The 19,469-nt window shown below is 59.7% G+C and carries 18 protein-coding genes and 1 pseudogene; 5 read left to right on the plus strand and 14 right to left on the minus strand.

What is annotated here, in order from left to right:
• Positions 1 to 132: 132 nt before the first annotated feature.
• The 7 genes from tauD to ACU680_RS11350 form a co-directional block, all read right to left on the minus strand.
• The gene (tauD, locus tag ACU680_RS11320) at positions 133 to 975 is read right to left on the minus strand and encodes a taurine dioxygenase (RefSeq protein ID WP_448179488.1); all 843 of its coding nucleotides are present in this window, start codon (positions 973 to 975) and stop codon (positions 133 to 135) included.
• A gap of 141 nt (positions 976 to 1,116) precedes the next feature.
• A complete protein-coding gene (gene tauC, locus ACU680_RS11325) occupies positions 1,117 to 1,950 on the minus strand; it encodes a taurine ABC transporter permease TauC (RefSeq protein WP_007964710.1) in 834 nt (277 codons plus the stop codon).
• Positions 1,947 to 2,741, minus strand: coding sequence for a taurine ABC transporter ATP-binding subunit (gene tauB / locus ACU680_RS11330; RefSeq protein ID WP_448179489.1), 795 nt, complete (start codon positions 2,739 to 2,741; stop codon positions 1,947 to 1,949). Before tauB ends, tauC begins: the two co-directional genes overlap by 4 nt.
• 16 nt (positions 2,742 to 2,757) lie before the next feature.
• A complete protein-coding gene (tauA, locus tag ACU680_RS11335) occupies positions 2,758 to 3,735 on the minus strand; it encodes a taurine ABC transporter substrate-binding protein (protein WP_329699012.1) in 978 nt (325 codons plus the stop codon).
• 283 nt (positions 3,736 to 4,018) lie between these two features.
• Positions 4,019 to 5,602, minus strand: coding sequence for a glutamate--cysteine ligase (gene gshA / locus ACU680_RS11340; RefSeq protein WP_448179490.1), 1,584 nt, complete (start codon positions 5,600 to 5,602; stop codon positions 4,019 to 4,021).
• Between the two features lie 245 nt (positions 5,603 to 5,847).
• Positions 5,848 to 6,231, minus strand: coding sequence for a PaaI family thioesterase (locus tag ACU680_RS11345; protein ID WP_135294745.1), 384 nt, complete (start codon positions 6,229 to 6,231; stop codon positions 5,848 to 5,850).
• Entirely contained in the window at positions 6,231 to 8,555 is a 2,325-nt protein-coding gene (locus ACU680_RS11350) for a Tex family protein (RefSeq protein WP_367082502.1), read from the minus strand. The genes ACU680_RS11345 and ACU680_RS11350 overlap by 1 nt, the downstream gene beginning before the upstream one ends.
• Positions 8,556 to 8,913: 358 nt before the next feature.
• On the opposite strand from ACU680_RS11350, the gene ompR reads away from it, so the two are divergent.
• Positions 8,914 to 9,654: an osmolarity response regulator transcription factor OmpR gene (ompR, locus tag ACU680_RS11355; protein WP_003220637.1), complete on the plus strand. Its 741-nt coding sequence runs from the start codon at positions 8,914 to 8,916 to the stop codon at positions 9,652 to 9,654.
• A 114-nt stretch (positions 9,655 to 9,768) separates the two neighbouring features.
• Positions 9,769 to 11,082 carry an ATP-binding protein gene (locus ACU680_RS11360; RefSeq protein ID WP_003220639.1) on the plus strand — a complete coding sequence of 438 codons (1,314 nt, stop codon included), beginning with the start codon at positions 9,769 to 9,771 and terminating at the stop codon, positions 11,080 to 11,082.
• Positions 11,083 to 11,283: 201 nt separating this feature from the next.
• Here ACU680_RS11360 and rimK read toward each other — a convergent pair whose 3' ends face one another.
• Complete coding sequence (gene rimK / locus ACU680_RS11365; RefSeq protein ID WP_007949201.1) at positions 11,284 to 12,189, minus strand: 30S ribosomal protein S6--L-glutamate ligase; 906 nt, start codon at positions 12,187 to 12,189, stop codon at positions 11,284 to 11,286.
• A complete protein-coding gene (gene rimB, locus ACU680_RS11370) occupies positions 12,186 to 12,665 on the minus strand; it encodes a retropepsin-like aspartic endopeptidase RimB (RefSeq protein WP_003220644.1) in 480 nt (159 codons plus the stop codon). The genes rimK and rimB overlap by 4 nt, the downstream gene beginning before the upstream one ends.
• A gap of 215 nt (positions 12,666 to 12,880) precedes the next feature.
• Here rimB and ACU680_RS11375 point away from each other — a divergent pair, with 215 nt between their 5' ends.
• A complete protein-coding gene (locus ACU680_RS11375) occupies positions 12,881 to 13,288 on the plus strand; it encodes an RNA-binding S4 domain-containing protein (protein WP_448179491.1) in 408 nt (135 codons plus the stop codon).
• Between the two features lie 166 nt (positions 13,289 to 13,454).
• On the opposite strand, the gene ACU680_RS11380 is transcribed toward ACU680_RS11375, so the two are convergent.
• Positions 13,455 to 14,258: a phosphatase PAP2 family protein gene (locus tag ACU680_RS11380; protein ID WP_448179492.1), complete on the minus strand. Its 804-nt coding sequence runs from the start codon at positions 14,256 to 14,258 to the stop codon at positions 13,455 to 13,457.
• A 104-nt stretch (positions 14,259 to 14,362) separates the two neighbouring features.
• Here ACU680_RS11380 and hslO point away from each other — a divergent pair, with 104 nt between their 5' ends.
• Together hslO and ACU680_RS11390 are read left to right on the plus strand one after the other, a co-directional pair.
• Entirely contained in the window at positions 14,363 to 15,265 is a 903-nt protein-coding gene (gene hslO, locus ACU680_RS11385; RefSeq protein WP_367082508.1) for an Hsp33 family molecular chaperone HslO, read from the plus strand.
• A gap of 181 nt (positions 15,266 to 15,446) precedes the next feature.
• A complete protein-coding gene (locus ACU680_RS11390; protein WP_007964688.1) occupies positions 15,447 to 16,988 on the plus strand; it encodes a phosphoenolpyruvate carboxykinase in 1,542 nt (513 codons plus the stop codon).
• Here the strand turns inward: ACU680_RS11390 and ACU680_RS11395 are convergent.
• From ACU680_RS11395 to ACU680_RS11410, 4 genes and pseudogenes are all read right to left on the minus strand, one after another.
• Entirely contained in the window at positions 16,889 to 17,215 is a 327-nt protein-coding gene (locus ACU680_RS11395; RefSeq protein ID WP_448179493.1) for a hypothetical protein, read from the minus strand. The genes ACU680_RS11390 and ACU680_RS11395 overlap by 100 nt on opposite strands.
• A 43-nt stretch (positions 17,216 to 17,258) precedes the next feature.
• Positions 17,259 to 17,459: pseudogene (locus ACU680_RS11400) on the minus strand (hypothetical protein); the annotation flags it as partial.
• A gap of 342 nt (positions 17,460 to 17,801) precedes the next feature.
• Positions 17,802 to 18,944, minus strand: a complete 1,143-nt coding sequence (locus ACU680_RS11405; RefSeq protein ID WP_367082514.1) for a hypothetical protein — start codon at positions 18,942 to 18,944, stop codon at positions 17,802 to 17,804.
• A 92-nt stretch (positions 18,945 to 19,036) separates the two neighbouring features.
• Complete coding sequence (locus tag ACU680_RS11410; RefSeq protein WP_003220660.1) at positions 19,037 to 19,312, minus strand: hypothetical protein; 276 nt, start codon at positions 19,310 to 19,312, stop codon at positions 19,037 to 19,039.
• Positions 19,313 to 19,469: the final 157 nt, after the last annotated feature.

The following is a 19,469-nucleotide window of genomic DNA, read 5'->3' on the forward strand; positions in this document are numbered from 1 at the left end:
ACCGGGTCGATTATGGATTCAGCACAGATTGATCAGGTTGGCGTACTTCTGATGCATCCCCCAATCAGTCCCCTCTCCCTCCGGGAGAGGGTTAGGGTGAGGGGCTTTTGATTCTGCTCTGGGCTTCAACGCTCAGCGAAAAAACGGCACATCCCCCAACACCGTCGCCCGCTGCATCACCCGCCGCGCCGGGCGGTAATCATCCACCGCGTAATGTTGCGTCACGCGGTTATCCCAAAACGCAATGTCGTCCTGCTGCCAGCGCCAGCGAATGGTGAATTCCGGCCGGGTTGCGTGGGCGAACAGGAATTTCAGAATCGCCTCGCTCTCGGTTTCCGACAGCTCGTTGATCTTCGAGGTGAAGCCTTCGTTGACGAACAACGAACGGCGTCCGCTCACCGGGTGCGTGCGGATCACCGGGTGCGACAGCGGCGGATTCTTGCGCCTTGCTTCTTCCCACTGCGCCAGGGCTTGCGGCGTATTGCCGTAACGTTCCAGCGGAAACGAACGAGTGAAATCGTGAGTGGCAGTCAGGCCTTCGAGCAGGGTTTTCATCGGTGCTGACAGCGCTTCATAGGCGGCAATTCCGCTGGCCCACAGGGTGTCGCCGCCAAATTCCGGCAACAGCTTGGCGCTGAGCACCGCCCCCAGCGCCGGGGTCGGCAGGAAGGTCACGTCGGTGTGCCAGATCGCGTTGTCGCGCACGTCGGTGACGGCCGTGTCGAGGATCAGCACTTCGGGCTGTTCCGGCACGTTCGGATAGATCGGGTGAATATGCAGGTCGCCGAAGTACGCGGCGAAACGTGCCTGTTGCGAAGGCTCGATCGGCTGGTTGCGGAAGAACAGCACTTGATGTTTGAGCAGCGCCTGCTCGATGGCATCGCGCTGTTCCAGGTTCAACGGCTGGGTGACGTCGACGCCGCTGATTTGCGCGCCGAGGGCCGAGCTTAATGGGGTGATGGTCAGGCTGCTCATGGTGGTTCTCTTCAATTCCGGGTAACCGCGCCCGTGTAGGAGCTGCCGCAGGCTGCGATCTTTTGATTTTGTTTTTAAAAGATCAAGATCAAAAGATCGCAGCCTGCGGCAGCTCCTACAGGGGGCGAATTTTCAAATGACTCAGTGCGCCTGGCCGTGCCACGGCACCAGTTTGCGCTGCAGGGCACGCAGGCCCATTTCCATGGCGAAGGCGATCAGGGCGATCACCAGAATCCCCAGCACCACCACATCGGTGACCAGGAACTGCGCAGCAGACTGCACCATGAAGCCCAAACCGCTGGTGGCGGCGATCAGTTCGGCGGCGACCAGGGTCGACCAGCCAACGCCCAGACCAATGCGCACACCGGTGAGAATGTCCGGCAGGGCGCTGGGCAAAATCACATGGCGGATCAGTTGTGCGCGAGTGGCACCGAGCGACTGCGCAGCGCGCAATTTCGCCGGGTCTACGGTGCGCACGCCGGTCGCGGTGGCAATGGCAATCGGCGCGAAAATCGCCAGGTAGATCAGCAGCACTTTCGACAACTCGCCGATGCCACACCAGATCACGATCAGCGGCAGATACGCCAATGGCGGAATCGGCCGGTAGAACTCGATCAGCGGATCAAGCACCCCACGGGCAATACGGTTGGCGCCGATGGCGATGCCCACTGGCACTGCGGTCAGAATCGCGAAGCCGAGGCCCAGACCGATGCGGCTCAGGCTCGCGCCCAGGTGCTGCCACAGGGTCGAATCCATGTAACCGGTGGTCGCCAGCAACCAGCCTTTTTGCAGCACGGCGGACGGTGGTGGCAGGAACAGCGGTTCGATCAAACCGGTGGCGGTTACGGCCCACCAGATCACCAGCAAGGCGAACAGGGTCAGCAGGCTGATCCAGCGGGTGCTGAGGCTGCGCCGCACGGGAATTGCCACCGATGGGCTTTTCACGGCGGGGGCGGAAACGTCGTAACTGCTCATGCGCGCTCCTGCCGTTGTACGGCGCTGCGTTGCGAGAACACTTTGCTCAGCACGTGCTCGCGGGTTTCGATAAAACGCGGGTCGGACTTGATCGCTCGCGCCGATTCACCAGCGGCATAGCGCTGGCCGAAATCCAGATGCAGACGCTCGACGATCTGCCCCGGATTCGGCGCCAGCAGAATCAGGTCAGTGGCGAGGAATACCGCTTCTTCGATGTCGTGGGTAATCAGGAACACCGGTTTGGCGGTGCGCTGCCAGACTTGCAGCAACAGCTCCTGCATCTGCTCGCGAGTGAAGGCGTCGAGGGCGCCGAAGGGCTCGTCCATCAGCAGCACGCGCGGGTCGGCGGCGAGCGCGCGGGCCAGGCCGACGCGCTGTTTCTGTCCACCGGAGAGTTGCCAGATACGGCGATGTTCAAAACCTGAGAGATCAACCAGTGCGAGCATTTCCCGGGCGATTTTTTCGCGTTTGTCCTTGGCGACACCCGCCAGTTCCAGGCCGAAAGCCACGTTAGCCAGCACATCCTGCCAGGGCAGCAACGCGTCGTCCTGGAACACCACGCCGCGCTCGGCGTTCGGGCCTTTGACCGGCACGCCGTCGAGGGTGATGCGCCCGGCGCTGGGTTCGACGAAGCCGGCAATCAGGTTCAACAGCGAAGTCTTGCCACTGCCGGACGGGCCGAGGGCGACCAGCAATTGCTGAGGCCCGAGGGTCAGGGAAATGTCCGCCAGCACCGGTTCCGGGCTGCCGGGATACTGTGCGCTGATGCGCTCCAGCTGTAGCAAGGCCATCGCAGTGAACTCCCGATCAGTTGGTGATGTATTTGGCGCTGACGTACGGCGCGTAGTCCGGCAGGACGGCTTCGACCTTGCCTTGCTCCTTGAGGAACGCGGCGGTGTCGGTAATGGCTTTGGTGGTCGGCGCGCCGAGGGTGATCACCTGATCAGCCGCCAGCGGGTAGACGTTGCCTTGCAGCAGCAGCGGAATGTCGCTGGCCTTGGCGCCGGAGAGCTTCACCAGTTTGTCGACGTGGGACTGATCGGCGAGCCAGGCTTTGGGATCCTTGCGGTATTCGGCGTAGGCGTCGAGAGTGACCTTGGCGAACGCGGTGACGATTTCCGGGTGCTTCTCGGCAAAATCCTTGCGCACGATCCAGGCATCGAAGGTCGGCGCGCCGAACTTGGCCAGTTCGCCGGAGGTGATCAGCACTTTGCCGTTTTCCTTGGCGACACCGAGGGCCGGATCCCACACGTAAGTGGCGTCGATGTCACCGCGTTTCCACGCGGCGATGATCGCTGGCGGGGCAAGGTTGAGCACGGTGACTTTCGACGGATCGATGTTCCAGTGCTTCAACGCCGCGAGCAGGCTGTAGTGACCGGTGGACACGAACGGCACGGCGATTTTCTTGCCGACCAGATCCTGCGGGGTTTTGATCCCGGAACCGTCGCGGGCGACCAGTGCTTCGGCGGCGCCGATCTGGGTGGCGATAAGGAAGGTTTCCACCGGCACCTTGCGGGTGATGGCGGCGGTCAGCGGGCTGGAACCGAGATAGCCGATCTGCACGTCACCGGAAGCGATGGCGGCGATGATGTCGGCGCCGTTATCGAACTTGCGCCAGCTGATGTCGGCCTTGGTGGCTTTCTCGTAAGCGCCATCGGCCTGGGCGACTTTCGCCGGGTCAACGGTGGTCTGGTAAGCGACGGTGAGGTCGGCGGCCTGCGCCAGAAAGCTCGCAGCAGCCAACGAGGCCACGGCCAGCAGGCGAAGCGGAAAATTCAGTTTCATGGGGGAGTGCTCCAAATCAGGCGACCGACGATCGGCGTGAAAGGAGACTAAATGATCTAAGAATCTAAAAATAAATAACTTTTTAGACTTAGCTTATGAGCGGAAAAATCTAAGGCGTGAGGGATTGTGGGTGAGGTCATTGTGGCGAGGGAGCTTGCTCCCGCTGGAGGCCGGAGGACTCCCATATCAATTCATCACGGTGCTGCTGATGCACCGGGGGACTGAGATTGCGACTGCTGCGCAGCCGAGCGGGAGCAAGCTCCCTCGCCACAGGGAATAGTGGTTAGTTACTGATCGCCAGAATGCTCGCCTGATACGACCCGACAAACACATCGAAATCGCCGACTTCGTTCTGCTCAAGCTCCGCCTGTTGCGCCAGCGACGAACGCGCCAGCTCCTCGAACTTCGCCTGTTCATCAGCAGCCAACGGCTCGCTGCGGAAGAACTCGGCATGCGCCTGGCTTTGGCGCAGGGAGAATTGTGCGAAGCTTTCCTTGTGCTCGGCCATTGCCGCCAGTACCTGGGCCGACGGGGTCAGGGACGAATCCTTGACCTTGGCCAGTTGCGCGTCCAGCGCCTTGCTGTGTGCGTCGCTGCCATGGCTCTGATCGAGCAATGCCGCCAGCGGTGCGATTTTTTCCAGCAGCTCGGCTGCCCAAACCTTCAACTCGACCGCTTCACCGTCACGCTGCAACTGCAAGCCCGGACGCCGGCCTTCCTTGACTACGCTGAGGAAGTTCGAGGTGGCGTTGCCGCAACTGTTGTTGGTCAGCAACGGGCTGTCGTTCAGTGCGCAGTACAGCAGGAACGCGTCGAGGAAGCGCGATTCGGTGACGTCAATGCCCATCGGCAGGAACGGATTGATGTCCAGGCAGCGCACTTCGACGTACTGGATGCCACGGGCCATCAGGGCCTGGATCGGTCGCTCGCCGGTGTAGGTCACGCGTTTTGGGCGGATGTTGGAGTAGTACTCGTTTTCGATCTGCAGGATGTTGGTGTTCAACTGCACCCACTCGCCATCCTGGTGCGTGCCGACTTCCACGTACGGCGGGTATGGCGTGGCCACGGCTTTGCGCAGGCTGTCGGTGTAGCTCGCCAGATCGTTGTAGCACGGCGTCAGGCCGGCCTGAGCGTTGCTCTGGTAACCGAGGTCGCTCATGCGCAGGCTGGTGGCGTACGGCAGGTACAGGGTGTCCGGATCCAGTTGTTCCAACTGGTGCGAACGGCCGCGCAGGAAGCCTGCATCCAGCGCTGGCGAAGCACCGAACAGGTACATCAGCAGCCAGCTGTAGCGGCGGAAGTTACGGATCAGCGCGATGTACGACGACGACTGGAAATCGCGGTCGGTGCCGACGTAACCCTCGGCTTCGCGCAGCAGCGGCCAGAGCTTTTCCGGCAGGGAAAAGTTGTAGTGAATCCCGGCGATGCACTGCATGGTCTTGCCGTACCGCAGGGCCAGGCCCTTGCGGTAGACGTACTTGAGCTGACCGATGTTGGAGGTGCCGTAATAGGCGATCGGGATGTCTTCCTCGGCCGGCAACGGGCACGGCATCGATGGACTCCACAGGTACTCGTTGCCGAGCTTGCTGTAGGCAAAGCGATGAATCTTGTCCAGGCTCGCCAGCGTATCGGCCGGATCGGGCAGGGCGGGGGTGATGAATTCCAGCAGCGACTCGGAGTAGTCGGTGGTGATCTGTTCATTGGTCAGCGCGGAACCCAAGGCTTCCGGGTGCGGCGTTTGCGCCAGACGACCTTCACTGGTCACGCGCAGGCATTCACGTTCGATACCGTGGAGGCACTGTTCGAGCAGAGAGAGGTTGGCGCGCTCGCCGAGCAGAGCCAGGCGGCGGTTGAGAAGTTCGCTCAATTTGGATTCCTTCACGCGTCAGTCGCCCCAATATGGGGGTGGGCAGGACGGTCTACAAGGGTGAAGTTGAAACTGGCGTTATCGCCTGGTTTTCTAGCCGGTCAGCCACACACATAAACTGTAGGAGCTGCCGCAGGCTGCGATCTTTTGATCTTGCTATTGAAAAACAAAGTCAAAAGATCGCAGCCTGCGGCAGCTCCTACAGGATCATTGCGCCGAAATTAACTCAAAATGATGAACAACATCTACAGGACAGCGAACGTGCCTTGCGCTTTTGCGACCAGTTTGTCGCCCTGCATCACGTCGGCCTCGACCACCAGCGTGCGACGGCCCGGGTGGATCACCCGCGCCGTGCACAGCACCTCGCCGTCAGCGACGGCGCGGATGTAGTTGATCTTGCACTCGATGGTCGCGCTCTGCTGATCGAAGCCATGGGTGCTGGAACAGGCCAGCCCCATGGCGATATCGACCAGACTGAACAGCGCGCCACCGTGCAATTTGCCGCCGCGATTGCGCAGTTGCGGTTCCAGCACCAGGGCGACTTGCGCCACCCCGGTTTCCAGGCTGTGCAGGCGGCAGCCCAACAGCTTGAAAAACGCGCTCTCGACGAGCCCGGCCGGAATCTCCATCAGCGTTTCTTCAACTGCTTGGCGTTAGCGAACAGCGAAGCCATGGCGTTGTTCACCGGAGCGGCTGTGGCCGTTTCCTTGCGTGGCGCGTTGTTTGATGACTGGCGCGGTGCCGAGCCCGGACGCGAACCACGGGCGCCATCGATTTTCTCGCCCGGGGTGTCGCTCATGCGCATCGACAGACCGACGCGTTTGCGCGGGATATCGACTTCCATGACCTTCACTTTCACCACGTCACCGGCCTTCACCGCTTCGCGTGGGTCCTTGATGAACTTCTCCGACAGCGCCGAGATGTGCACCAGACCGTCCTGATGCACACCGATGTCGACGAACGCGCCGAACGCGGTCACGTTGGTCACGACGCCTTCGAGGATCATCCCCAGCTGCAGGTCTTTGAGGTCTTCGACACCTTCCTGGAACTCGGCGGTCTTGAACTCCGGACGCGGGTCGCGACCCGGTTTTTCCAGTTCTTGCAGGATGTCGGTGACGGTGGGCAGACCGAAGGTTTCGTCGGTGAATTTCTTCGGATCCAGACGCTTGAGGAACGCGGCGTCGCCGATCAGCGAGCGAATGTCGCGGTCGGTTTCAGCGGCGATGCGCTGTACCAGCGGATAGGCTTCCGGGTGAACAGCGGAAGAGTCCAGGGGGTTGTCGCCGTTCATCACGCGCAGGAAGCCTGCGGCCTGTTCGAAGGTTTTTTCGCCCAGACGCGCGACTTTCTTCAGCGCCGCACGGGTCTTGAACGCACCGTGTTCGTCACGGTGGGCGACGATGTTCTGCGCCAGAGTCGCGTTGAGGCCGGAGATCCGCGCCAGCAAGGCCACCGAAGCGGTGTTCACATCGACGCCGACGGCGTTCACACAGTCCTCGACCACCGCATCCAGACCACGCGCCAGTTTCAGCTGCGACACGTCGTGCTGGTACTGGCCGACACCGATGGATTTCGGATCGATCTTCACCAGCTCGGCCAGTGGATCCTGCAGACGACGGGCGATGGAAACGGCGCCACGGATCGACACGTCCAGATCCGGGAATTCCTTGGCCGCCAGTTCCGATGCCGAGTACACCGAGGCGCCGGCCTCGGACACCATGACCTTGGTCATCTTCATCGCTGGGTATTTTTTGATCAGCTCGATCGCCAGTTTGTCGGTTTCGCGGCTGGCGGTGCCGTTGCCGATGGCGATCAGGTCAACCGAGTGCTTGGCGCACAGGGCGGCCAGAATCGCGATGGTCTGATCCCACTTGTTGTGCGGCACGTGCGGGTAAACCGTGGCGTGATCGAGCAGCTTGCCAGTGGAGTCGACCACCGCGACTTTGCAGCCGGTACGCAGGCCCGGGTCGAGGCCCAGGGTGGCACGCGGGCCGGCCGGCGCGGCCAGCAGCAGGTCGTGCAGGTTGTGGGCGAAGACGTTGATCGCCTCGGTTTCGGCACCGTCGCGCAGCTCGCCGAGCAGGTCGGTTTCCAAGTGGGTGTAGAGCTTGACCTTCCAGGTCCAGCGCACCACTTCACCGAGCCATTTGTCGGCCGGGCGGTTCTGGTTCTGGATGCCGAATTGCTGGCCGATCATGCCTTCGCACGGGTGCATGGTGCCCGGCAGCTCGTCGCCGACTTTCAGCGCGGAGCTGAGGATGCCTTCGTTGCGGCCACGGAAAATCGCGAGTGCGCGGTGCGACGGCATGCTTTTCAGCGGCTCGTCGTGTTCAAAGTAGTCGCGGAACTTCGCGCCTTCTTCTTCCTTGCCGGCGATCACGCGGGCGCTGATGGTCGCTTCCTGCTTGAGGAAGGTACGCAGCTTTTCCAGCAGGCTGGCGTCTTCGGCGAAGCGCTCCATCAGGATGTACTTGGCGCCTTCCAGCGCAGCTTTCACGTCGGCTACGCCTTTCTCGGCGTCGACGAAACGTGCGGCTTCGGTTTCCGGCGTCAGATTCGGATCGTTGAACAGGCCGTCGGCCAACTCGCCGAGGCCGGCTTCCAGGGCAATCTGGCCCTTGGTGCGGCGCTTCTGCTTGTACGGCAGGTACAAGTCTTCGAGGCGGGTCTTGGTGTCGGCGAGCTTGATGTCGCGCTCAAGGGCGGGGGTGAGTTTGCCCTGCTCCTGGATGCTGGCGAGGATGCTGATGCGCCGTTCGTCGAGTTCTCGCAGGTAGCGCAGACGCTCTTCCAGATGACGCAGCTGGGTGTCATCGAGGCTGCCGGTGACTTCTTTCCGGTAACGGGCGATGAAGGGAACGGTAGAGCCTTCATCGAGTAGCGCGACGGCCGCTTCGACCTGTTGCGGGCGTACGCCGAGTTCCTCGGCGATGCGGCTGTTGATGCTGTCCATAAAACCACCTGACATATTGTGAAAGCAGGCTCGCAGGCACGGAAATAAAGGCCCGGAGTCTGGTTGAGCGGCTAGAAAATTGCCGCTGCCTGGGTCAAAAGGCACCCCATTGACCCGTGAAATCGAACAATTACTGCGGCCACCGGGAAAAAAACCCGGCCACCTGCGGTAACGATTCAGACGTTGCCTGGCACAAAACGCCGCGCATTATAACCAGCGTTCTGTCATTCGGGGGTGTAGCAGTCTGTAGGTAGAAACCCCGGTTTTCTGGCAGTGAAGGAAAAATCTGCTAACAATGCACACGGTGCGTATAACGGCAGCTACGCCATAATGCGCGCCGAGCTAAAAGGAGCATCCAATGAGCAGCACTGCAAACAATGCTGAAGGCGAAAAAATTCTTATTGTTGACGACGATCCGGGGCTGAGCAGCCTGCTGGAACGTTTCTTCGTCAGCAAGGGCTACCGTGCCCGTGCCGTACCGAACACCGAGCAAATGGACCGTCTGCTGTCGCGTGAAGTGTTCAATCTGGTCGTCCTCGACCTGATGCTGCCGGGCGAAGACGGCCTGACCGCATGCCGTCGCCTGCGGGCGGCGAACAATCAGATTCCGATCATCATGCTCACCGCCAAGGGCGATGAGATGAGCCGCATCAAGGGCCTGGAACTGGGCGCCGATGACTACCTGGCCAAGCCGTTCAACCCGGACGAGCTGATGGCTCGGGTCAAAGCGGTTCTGCGTCGTCAGGCCGCACCGGTGCCGGGCGCGCCGGGCAGCGAAGACGAAAACGTCACGTTCGGTGATTACGTGTTGTCGCTGGCGACCCGAGAACTGAAACGTGGCGAAGAAGTGCACATGCTCACCACTGGTGAGTTTGCGGTACTCAAGGCGCTGGTGATGAACGCGCGTCAGCCGCTGACCCGCGACAAACTGATGAACCTGGCCCGTGGTCGCGAGTGGGATGCCCTTGAGCGTTCCATCGACGTGCAGATTTCCCGTCTGCGCCGGATGATCGAACCCGATCCGTCGAAACCGCGCTACATCCAGACGGTCTGGGGCGTGGGCTACGTGTTCGTACCGGATGGCGCCGCCACCAAGTGATCGGCGATTTGTAGGAGCGGGTCTGCGTCGATCGGGTTGAACGACCCTCTACGCAGACTCGCAATCCGCAATATGCGAGCATGGCTCGCTCCTGCAAGTGTGTAACGGTTATCGATGAAAACCCCCGTCTGGTTCCCTCAAAGTTTTTTCTCCCGCACCCTGTGGCTGGTGCTCATCGTCGTGCTGTTTTCCAAGGCGCTGACCCTGGTTTATCTGTTGATGAACGAGGACGTGCTGGTGGATCGCCAATACAGCCACGGCGTCGCCCTGACGCTGCGCGCCTATTGGGCGGCCGATGAAGAAAACCGCGCGAAGATCGCCGATGCCGCGACCCTGATCCGGGTGGTCGGTGCCGGTGTGCCGGAGGGCGAACAGCACTGGCCTTACAGTGAAATCTATCAGCGGCAGATGCAGGCGGAGCTGGGCGCCGATACCGAAGTGCGCTTGCGCATGCACTCGCCGCCGGCGCTGTGGGTGCGTGCGCCGAGCCTCGGTGACGGCTGGCTGAAAGTGCCGTTGTACCCGCATCCATTGCGCGGCCAGAAAATCTGGAACGTGCTCGGCTGGTTCCTCGCCATCGGCTTGCTGTCCACCGCCTCGGCGTGGATTTTCGTCAGTCAGCTCAACCAGCCGTTGAAACGTCTGGTATATGCCGCGCGGCAACTCGGTCAGGGTCGCAGCGTGCGCCTGCCGATCAGCGATACGCCCAGCGAGATGACCGAGGTGTATCGCGCCTTCAACCAGATGGCCGAAGACGTCGAACAGGCCGGTCGCGAGCGCGAGCTGATGCTGGCGGGGGTCTCGCATGATTTGCGCACGCCGCTGACCCGTTTGCGTCTGTCGCTGGAGCTGATGGGTGATCGCAACGATTTGACCGACGACATGGTGCGCGACATCGAAGACATGGATGCGATTCTCGATCAGTTCCTCGCGTTCATTCGCGACGGTCGTGACGAGTCGGTGGAGGAAGTCGATCTGAGCGATCTGGTGCGTGAAGTGGCCGCGCCGTACAACCAGAACGAAGAGAAGGTGCGGTTGCGTCTGGAACCGATCCAGCCGTTTCCACTGCGCCGGGTGTCAATGAAGCGCCTGCTGAACAACCTGATCGGCAACGCCCTGAACCATGCCGGCAGTGGCGTCGAAGTCGCGGCTTATGTGTCCGGTGACACCAGCGCGCCGTACGTGGTGTTGAGCGTGATGGACCGGGGGGCGGGGATCGATCCGTCGGAGCTTGAGGCGATCTTCAACCCGTTCACCCGTGGCGACCGTGCCCGGGGCGGGAAAGGTACCGGGCTGGGGTTGGCGATCGTGAAGCGGATTGCTTCGATGCATGGCGGCAATGTTGAATTACGTAACCGCTCCGGGGGTGGATTGGAAGCGCGAGTCAGGTTGCCGCTGGGGTTGATGTTGCCTCGAGATGCCGTTTAATCCATTAAACCCTCACCCCAGCCCTCTCCCAGAGGGAGAGGGAGCTGACCGAGGTGTCTGGCGTCATACATCGACTTGAAAGACTGGGGGCGATTGTGGATTCGGCACTGCAGTATCAGGTCGGCGTATCTTTTAAGCATCCCCCAATCAGTCCCCTCTCCCTTTGGGAGAGGGTTAGGGTGAGGGCTCTTGCTCCTCGCTTTAGCCTTTGCCTTTGGTGCGGGTCATGTTCGGCCCGCCATTCTTCTCAAGATGCTCAATGATAATTCCCGCCACGTTCTTGCCAGTGGTGGTCTCGATCCCTTCCAGGCCCGGCGACGAGTTCACCTCCATCACCAGCGGCCCGTGGTTCGAGCGCAAAATATCCACACCCGCCACCGCCAGCCCCATGACCTTGGCCGCACGCAACGCGGTCATGCGTTCTTCCGGGGTGATCTTGATCAGGCTGGCGCTGCCGCCACGGTGCAGGTTGGAGCGAAACTCGCCCGGCTTGGCCTGACGCTTCATGGCGGCGATCACCTTGTCGCCGACCACGAAGCAGCGGATGTCCGCACCGCCCGCCTCCTTGATGTATTCCTGGACCATGATGTTCTGCTTCAGGCCCATGAACGCCTCGATCACCGATTCGGCTGCGGTCGCGGTTTCGCACAGCACCACGCCGATACCCTGAGTGCCTTCCAATACCTTGATCACCAGCGGCGCCCCGTTGACCATGTCGATCAGGTCGGGAATGTCATCCGGCGAGTGAGCGAAGCCGGTGACCGGCAGGCCGATGCCACGACGCGACAGCAGTTGCAGCGAACGCAATTTGTCCCGCGAGCGGGCGATGGCCACCGATTCGTTGAGCGGAAACACCCCCATCATTTCGAACTGGCGCAACACCGCGCAGCCATAGAACGTCACCGACGCACCGATCCGCGGGATCACCGCGTCGAAGCCTTCCAGCGGCTTGCCGCGGTAGTGGATCTGCGGCTTGTGACTGGCGATGTTCATGTAGGCGCGCAAGGTGTCGATCACCACCATTTCATGCCCGCGCTCGGTGCCGGCCTCGACCAGACGACGGGTGGAATACAGACGCGGATTCCGCGACAGCACAGCGATCTTCATGCAACACCTGTGGAGGAGGTAGATACCGGGAACACCGGCTTGTCTTGTACATATTTGATGCCCGGATTGACCACCAGTTGGCCATCGATCAGGGCTTTGGAACCGAGCAACAGGCGATAGCGCATGGACTTGCGGCAGGCGAGGGTGAACTCGACTGCCCAGACCCGATCACCGAGGGCCAGGGTGGTGCTGATCACATAGCGCACCTGCGCCTGGCCGTTGGAGCTTTTGATGGTTTTGCGCGTCACCAGCGGCGCTTCGCAGCGGCGGTGACGCAACTGCACCACGGTGCCCAAGTGCGCGGTAAAGCGCACCCACTTCTCGCCGTCGCGTTCGAAAGGTTCGATGTCGGTGGCATGCAGGCTGGAGGTGCTGGCGCCGGTATCGATTTTCGCCCGCAGGCCGGCGACTCCCAGATCGGGGAGCGCTACCCACTCGCGCAGACCGACAACGGTCAAATGGTCAAATGTCTTCAAAGGTAATCAACCGGCAGAAACCGCTCGGGCCGCGTACGGCCGAATCGCGGTATTCACGCAGAATAAGGGTTAAAAGGCGACAGATTTCTACGGCCCGGATCGCCGACGCTTCAAGCAGGTATCGGCTGGTGCGCATTGTAATCCGGGACCGGGTAATTCATGGCACGACAGAAACGGTAGTACAGTTCATCAATATTTCAGAATGAGGAAATTCCATGGCACAAAAAAGCGAAGAGGACGACAAGGTCCGTCTCGATAAATGGTTGTGGGCGGCGCGTTTTTATAAGACCCGGGCTCTGGCCAAAGCGGCCATCGAGAGTGGCAAGGTGCATTGCCGGGGAGAGCGCTGCAAGCCTGGCAAAGAGCCACGCATTGGCGATGAGTTCGAAATCCGGACCGGTTTTGAAGAACGCACGGTGAAGGTTGAAGCCTTGTCGATCGTGCGTCGCGGCGCACCCGAAGCGCAGACGCTGTATACCGAGACCGAGGCGAGTATTGCCAAACGTGAAGCGGCTGCGGCGATGCGCAAGGCCGGGGCGTTAGGTGTGAGTACCGACGGCAAGCCGAGCAAGAAGCAGCGGCGGGATCTGTTCAAGTTTCGTGGCAACAGCAATAGCGATTGACCGGCACGGCACACCATTGTGGCGAGGGAGCTTGCTCCCGCTGGAGGCCGAAGGACTCCTAATCCAGTCGATCATGTATTTCAAAATACAACCGAGTCGACTGGTCCAGTGACTGCTGCGCAGTCAAGCGGGAGCAAGCTCCCTCGCCACAGGTGTGTACAAACTGTCAGTTCGCGGCAGACACCACACTCATCCGCGAGATCAGCGGCAGCTTGCCCAGCAGATTGAAAACCGGCGCAGTCACCTTCAGCCAGAAGTTGGCAGCGTGATAGGCAAACGGCGTGTAGTAACCCCAACCCAACGCCCACACTGCCAGCAGCATGCCGCCGATGTAATCGTCCTGACCCCAATGCGCACCGGCCACCAGACGTGGCAACATGAACAGCAACGCCAGGCCCCAGACCGTCAGGAACTGGCCGACAGTACGGCTGAACACGCCCATGAACAGCGCCCAGATCAGCAACACCGAAGCGTGGTCACCGGGAAAGCTCTGGCTCGAGCGATCCTTCAGCTCCCAGGCTTTTTCCAGATGCGGGAAGTAGTCACTCAGGTGCACCGCGCCTTCCAGCACCATCGATGGGCTGCTGTGTTGCCAGTCCATGTAGTCGGCGAATTTGGAAAACAGCGCGCGAATCACCACCATCAGCAGCAGAATCGAGAAAAAACCGAAAAAGGCGCGACGTACATCAATCGCCTTGAACACCCAGTCACCCTTGATCAGCAGCGTCAGCAGGATCAGACCGACGACGATGTCGAACGGACGCAGACTTGCAATTGCCCAGATGTGGAGCCATATGGGGTTGCTGGCCAGTGGTGCATTGAGTGAGCGGAACAGCCACTCGTCGAAAATCACACACAGCATCTGGCCTGTAGGCCATAACCAGAAAGCCAGTAGCGCCAATGGCACTACGTTACACAGAACCAGCCGGCCGAGGTTCCACCTTGATTGGAACAAACCCGGATTGTTCATAAAATGCCTCCCGTGGCTGAACATTTCGCACCAAATGGGTGCGGATAAGTGCGGGATTTTCAACTTTTGTAACCATTTTGTCATCAATTCAGATACCCAGACCTATGACCGACCTACCGGATACCGACTACACCCAACGCTTCATCTTCGATGACAGCGACACTCGCGGCGAACTGGTGGCGCTGGAACGCAGCTACGCCGAAGTCCTCGCCAAGCACCCGTACCCGGAGCCTGTCGCGCAATTGCTGGGCGAATTGATGGCGGCCGCCTCGTTGCTGGTGGGCACGCTGAAATTCGATGGCTTGCTGATTTTGCAGGCGCGTTCCGAAGGCCCGATTCCGCTACTGATGATCGAGTGCTCCAGCGAGCGCGAGATCCGTGGTCTGGCGCGCTACAACGCCGACCAGATCGCTGCGGATGCCACCCTTGCCGACCTGATGCCGGGCGGTGATCTGACCCTGACCGTCGACCCGACGATCGGCCAGCGTTACCAGGGCATTGTCGACCTCGATGGTGAAACCCTGTCGGAATGCTTCACCAATTATTTCGTCATGTCGCAACAAGTCGGCACGCGCTTCAAGCTGTTCGCCGACGGCCGTCGTGCCCGCGGCATGCTGCTGCAACAACTGCCGGCCGACCGTCTGAAAGACGAAGAAGAGCGCGCCGCCAGCTGGCAGCACGTCACCGCACTGGCCAGCACCCTGACTGCCGACGAATTGCTCAGCCTGGACAACGAAACCGTCCTGCACCGTCTCTACCACGAGGAGCAGGTGCGCCTGTTCGATGTGCAGACCTTGCGCTTCCGTTGCAGCTGCTCGCGGGAACGCTCGGGCAATGCGCTGGTCAGTCTGGGCCTGGAAGATGCGCAGGCACTGGTGGCTGAACGCGGTGGCGAAGTCGAGATCGATTGCCAGTTCTGCAACCAGCGTTACCTGTTCGATGCGGCCGATATTGCTCAATTGTTCGCTGGCGCAGGCGTCGACACGCCGTCAGATACCCGGCACTAAAACGGTTCAGCGCAGGTAAATTCACTGCGTAACGACGGAATTTCGCCGTTACGACGGGAGGACCCTACTCTTTTTGGGCTTTTCTGGCATAATCCGGCCCACTTTTTTCGCGGTAGTAGTGCACGACTTTCTACTACAAAACGTTTGGAGCACACTCGGCCACTGGCCGACGGGGAACCTCATGACGCAAGCCAATAACGCCGTGTACACCGATCTGAGTGTTGATGATCTGGTAAAAGAAGCCCTGCAACGCGGTGAGGGCGAGCTTGCCGATACCGGCGCTCTGGTCGTTCGCACCGGTCACCGTACCGGTCGTTCGCCAGTCGATCGTTTCATCGTTGAAGAGCCTTCCACCCAGGCCGCTATTGCCTGGGGCCCGATCAACCGCAAGTTCCCGGCCGACAAGTTCGACGCGCTGTGGGCTCGTGTCGAGGCGTTCAACAACGCGCAAGAGCACTTTGTTTCCCACGTGCATGTAGGTGCGGCTGAAGATCACTACCTGGCCGTGAAAATGACCACTCAGACTGCCTGGCAGAACCTGTTCGGTCGTTGCCTGTTCATCAACCCGGCCCAGTACAACCCGGCCGGTCGTGAAGAGTGGCAAGTGCTCAACGTGGCCAACTTCGAGTGCGTGCCTGAGCGTGACGGCACCAACTCCGACGGTTGCGTGATCATCAACTTCGCGCAGAAGAAAGTGCTGATCGCCGGCATGCGTTACGCCGGTGAAATGAAGAAAGCCATGTTCTCCGTGCAGAACTTCCTGCTGCCGGCCGCTGACGTGCTGCCAATGCACTGCGCTGCCAACATCGGCGAAGAAGGCGACGTGACCCTGTTCTTCGGTCTGTCGGGCACCGGTAAAACCACCCTGTCGGCCGATGAAAGCCGTTACCTGATCGGTGACGACGAACACGGCTGGGGCGAAGGCGTGGTGTTCAACATCGAAGGCGGTTGCTATGCCAAGTGCATCGACCTGTCCGAGAAGAACGAGCCGGTTATCTGGAAAGCCATCAAGCACGGCGCAGTCTTGGAAAACGTGGTCATCGACGACGCCAAGCATGCTGACTACGCCGATGTCAGCCTGACCCAGAACAGCCGCGCGGCCTACCCGCTGGAGCACGTTGCCAAGCGTTCCGAGAAGAACCTGGGCGGCGAGCCAAACGCGGTGATCTTCCTGACCTGCGACCTGACCGGCGTGCTGCCGCCAGTGTCGATCCTCAACGAAGAACAAGCGGCCTACCACTTCCTGTCCGGCTACACCGCGCTGGTGGGCTCGACTGAAATGGGTTCGGGCAGCGGCATCAAGTCGACCTTCTCCACCTGCTTCGGCGCACCGTTCTTCCCGCGTCCGGCTGGCGAATACGCTGAACTGCTGATCAAGCGCATCCGCGGCTTCGGCTCCAAGGTCTACCTGGTCAACACCGGCTGGACCGGCGGTGGCTACGGCGTCGGCAAACGCTTCAACATCCCGACCACCCGTGCGGTGATCGCAGCGATCCAGAGCGGCGCGCTGATCGGTGCCGCCACCGAGCACCTGGACACCATCAACCTCGACGTGCCACTGGCCGTACCGGGCGTTGAAACCAACCTGCTCAACCCGCGCAACACCTGGGCTGACAAGGCTGCCTACGACGAAGCTGCCAAGGCGCTGGCCGGTCTGTTCATCGAGAACTTCAAGAAGTTCGAAGTGAGCGACGCGATCAAGGCGGCGGGTCCGAAGTTGTAAGATTGGTTTGTAGTAACGAGAAAGCCGCCTCTAGAGGCGGCTTTTTTGTGGGTGTTCATTTTCTCAATGAGTGCCGCAAATTTGGCCTGGGTCAAACCGGTAGCTTTACGAATTTCTTTGACCTGCAATGCATCAACGTGGAATTCGCGAGAAGGTGTGCGCTCGCCTCGCACGATCTCGTCCATCTCCTGCACACTCTCCATCAGCTCATCAAAAAATTTGCTCATGGTCATCTCCATTTTTCGATCAAGACCTTGAGTGCTTTACGCTCATGTCTTCGACGTCGGCTTGTTTGAAGCTGAGGCAGTAGAGGGTTTTCAGCAGGTCGCTGGAGGCGCGCAGGCGCTGGACGGCGCATTCGAGGATGTCTTGCGGGTTGGCCTCTGTGTCGATGATCAGGGGCTTGGTGTCGGTGAGGCTGGATTCGAGTGAGCGGTAGCGATCAAGGGGAAGCGGCGTCCATGCTTTCAGAGTGTGTATTCCAAATGTCGTGAGGACTCATCCCACCGTGACCAAGCGATGGGAGGCGAACTGTGTTCGGGTTGGTCAACCGAAGGAACACACAAGTCCGGCACGCTCAAAGGCATCCCAAACACAGCCACCATTAAGCGTGCAGACATTTGAACTGCCGGCAGCATACAACGGACGCATTTATGTGTCCCTCCGGGTGACCAAGCCCGAGCCGCTGATTTGCCGGCGACATTCTCGACTATAGATTTCTGCCCTCAAGCCGCGATAGGCGACAAAGAGTCGTGGCGTGTAGGAACGGGATGAAGATTTCATCGGATGTTCCTACCGGTCTTTCATCATTTTTCAACGCAAATGCTGATACGCCGAAATATCCAGCAAGCTGGTTGCCAAACCGGTCGCCGGCTTGTAGATCTCGCCCTTCACGCTGGTGAACGGTACACCTTTGCTGCCCAGCGAAACGTAGCGCTCGCCTTGGTCCAGCTCGGTGAAGTAGGTGTAGGAATGTTTGTGCATCAGTGTGTATTTGGCTTTATCGCGTGCGATGCCGTTGGTGAGGTTTTCCAGATCGGCCTGGGTCAGATTCAACGTTTTTTGCAGTTGCACGCCCCAGCGTTTGAGACAGGTTTCGGCGAGGTGGCGCACGATGCGTCCGGGCTCGGACAGCGCTTTCAGATCATTGGCGCCGGTCGGGACGCCGCCGCTGCTGGTGGCATTGCCGGCCATGGTGGCGTGGCGGCCAGCCATAGGATATATGTAGGTTTTAGTGCCGGTAGCGGTCTGCGGGATGACGCAGCTGAAACCTTTGGAGCGTTCGTCACGAGCATAGAACGCTACATACTCTTTGACGTTGGCCGCGAGTTTGACCCGCTCTTCCTGAAAGTTACCAATGCCTGGCACGGGATCAAGAGCAAAGATATTGACCGGGATGTTTTTCAGCAGACTGTCCTTGAACATTGCATTGGCCAACATATGGCAACTGATGCCGCCTCGGCTCCAACCGACGAGATTGACTTGAGTAGGAATAACACCATCCTTGCGGTGGGTTTTGATAATTCCTTCCTGTAATTGCTGCTGGGTAATGCTGCGATTACCATAATTATATTTGCGCCAGAACCAGGAACCCTCGGCTTTTACATCTTCGATCGGAATGCCGGCCGCTTTCAGCCGATTGTATTCGGCTTCAGTCAGTTGCTCGCGTTGCCAGTCGCACTTGCCCTTGATGATATTGAGCGCATGCAACACGTTTTCTTCCCAGCCCTTGCCGAACAAGGTGCCGCTCATGCCGTATTCCTTGGTCTTGGTGAATAGATCGTCGGCCTGCATGTTGCCGCTGCCGGGGCCATCGACCACGATCCATTCGGCGAACTCGTAACCCGTATGATTGGCAGCCAAGGTGGAAATCAGCTCGCCGTCCCAGAAGTTTTCGTGGGTAACGTCGAATTTATTGGAACCAGTGCCGCAAAAAAATATAGTTAAAACAGTCATTGTGTTGCTCTCGGTTGAAGTAAGAGTCAACAACTTAGGTCTTCTTGGATTGTTTATTAAAGCATTCTGTTGTTTCTGGATTTTAGTTGTTTTCAGTGTGGGTCTGGTTGTTGCGGTTTATGTTTTGCTACTTCGAGCAAATCACAACCGTCCTGCACTAATAAATAAAGAGCATTAACGATGTTAGGTATATCTTTAACATCAGCCTGTTTGAAACATAAACAGTAAAGGGTTTCCAGCAGATCGCTGGCGGCACGCAGTCGCTGGTCAGCGGCATCAAGCAGATCGCGATGGCTGGAGTGAGTATCGATGACCAATACGGGATTTTCGTTGTAGCAAGTCTTCAAGGGGCGATAGCGGGTAATCATGGTGAGGCTTGTCCTTTACAAAGGCACTCGGGCGGGGCTGATTCAGTGGTCAGTCGCGCCGGCCACTATAGAAGTGCGTGGCGAGCACTCACAAGAGCGCCGCAATGGACGGCGTTCGTAGGGGATTTTCCGAGGGCCGGGCATATGCCCTACAAGA

This window comes from Pseudomonas sp. LF020, assembly GCF_053456425.1.

Bases quoted from the DNA above. Each gene is read 5' to 3' on its own strand.
- tauD (WP_448179488.1), bottom strand. From the start codon at position 975: ATGAGCAGCCTGACCATCACCCCATTAAGCTCGGCCCTCGGCGCGCAA.
- tauC (WP_007964710.1), bottom strand. From the start codon at position 1,950: ATGAGCAGTTACGACGTTTCCGCCCCCGCCGTGAAAAGCCCATCGGTG.
- tauB (WP_448179489.1), bottom strand. From the start codon at position 2,741: ATGGCCTTGCTACAGCTGGAGCGCATCAGCGCACAGTATCCCGGCAGC.
- tauA (WP_329699012.1), bottom strand. From the start codon at position 3,735: ATGAAACTGAATTTTCCGCTTCGCCTGCTGGCCGTGGCCTCGTTGGCT.
- ACU680_RS11345 (WP_135294745.1), bottom strand. From the start codon at position 6,231: ATGGAGATTCCGGCCGGGCTCGTCGAGAGCGCGTTTTTCAAGCTGTTG.
- ACU680_RS11350 (WP_367082502.1), bottom strand. From the start codon at position 8,555: ATGGACAGCATCAACAGCCGCATCGCCGAGGAACTCGGCGTACGCCCG.
- ompR (WP_003220637.1), top strand. From the start codon at position 8,914: ATGAGCAGCACTGCAAACAATGCTGAAGGCGAAAAAATTCTTATTGTT.
- ACU680_RS11360 (WP_003220639.1), top strand. From the start codon at position 9,769: ATGAAAACCCCCGTCTGGTTCCCTCAAAGTTTTTTCTCCCGCACCCTG.
- rimK (WP_007949201.1), bottom strand. From the start codon at position 12,189: ATGAAGATCGCTGTGCTGTCGCGGAATCCGCGTCTGTATTCCACCCGT.
- ACU680_RS11375 (WP_448179491.1), top strand. From the start codon at position 12,881: ATGGCACAAAAAAGCGAAGAGGACGACAAGGTCCGTCTCGATAAATGG.
- ACU680_RS11380 (WP_448179492.1), bottom strand. From the start codon at position 14,258: ATGAACAATCCGGGTTTGTTCCAATCAAGGTGGAACCTCGGCCGGCTG.
- hslO (WP_367082508.1), top strand. From the start codon at position 14,363: ATGACCGACCTACCGGATACCGACTACACCCAACGCTTCATCTTCGAT.
- ACU680_RS11390 (WP_007964688.1), top strand. From the start codon at position 15,447: ATGACGCAAGCCAATAACGCCGTGTACACCGATCTGAGTGTTGATGAT.
- ACU680_RS11395 (WP_448179493.1), bottom strand. From the start codon at position 17,215: ATGAGCAAATTTTTTGATGAGCTGATGGAGAGTGTGCAGGAGATGGAC.
- ACU680_RS11405 (WP_367082514.1), bottom strand. From the start codon at position 18,944: ATGACTGTTTTAACTATATTTTTTTGCGGCACTGGTTCCAATAAATTC.
- ACU680_RS11410 (WP_003220660.1), bottom strand. From the start codon at position 19,312: ATGATTACCCGCTATCGCCCCTTGAAGACTTGCTACAACGAAAATCCC.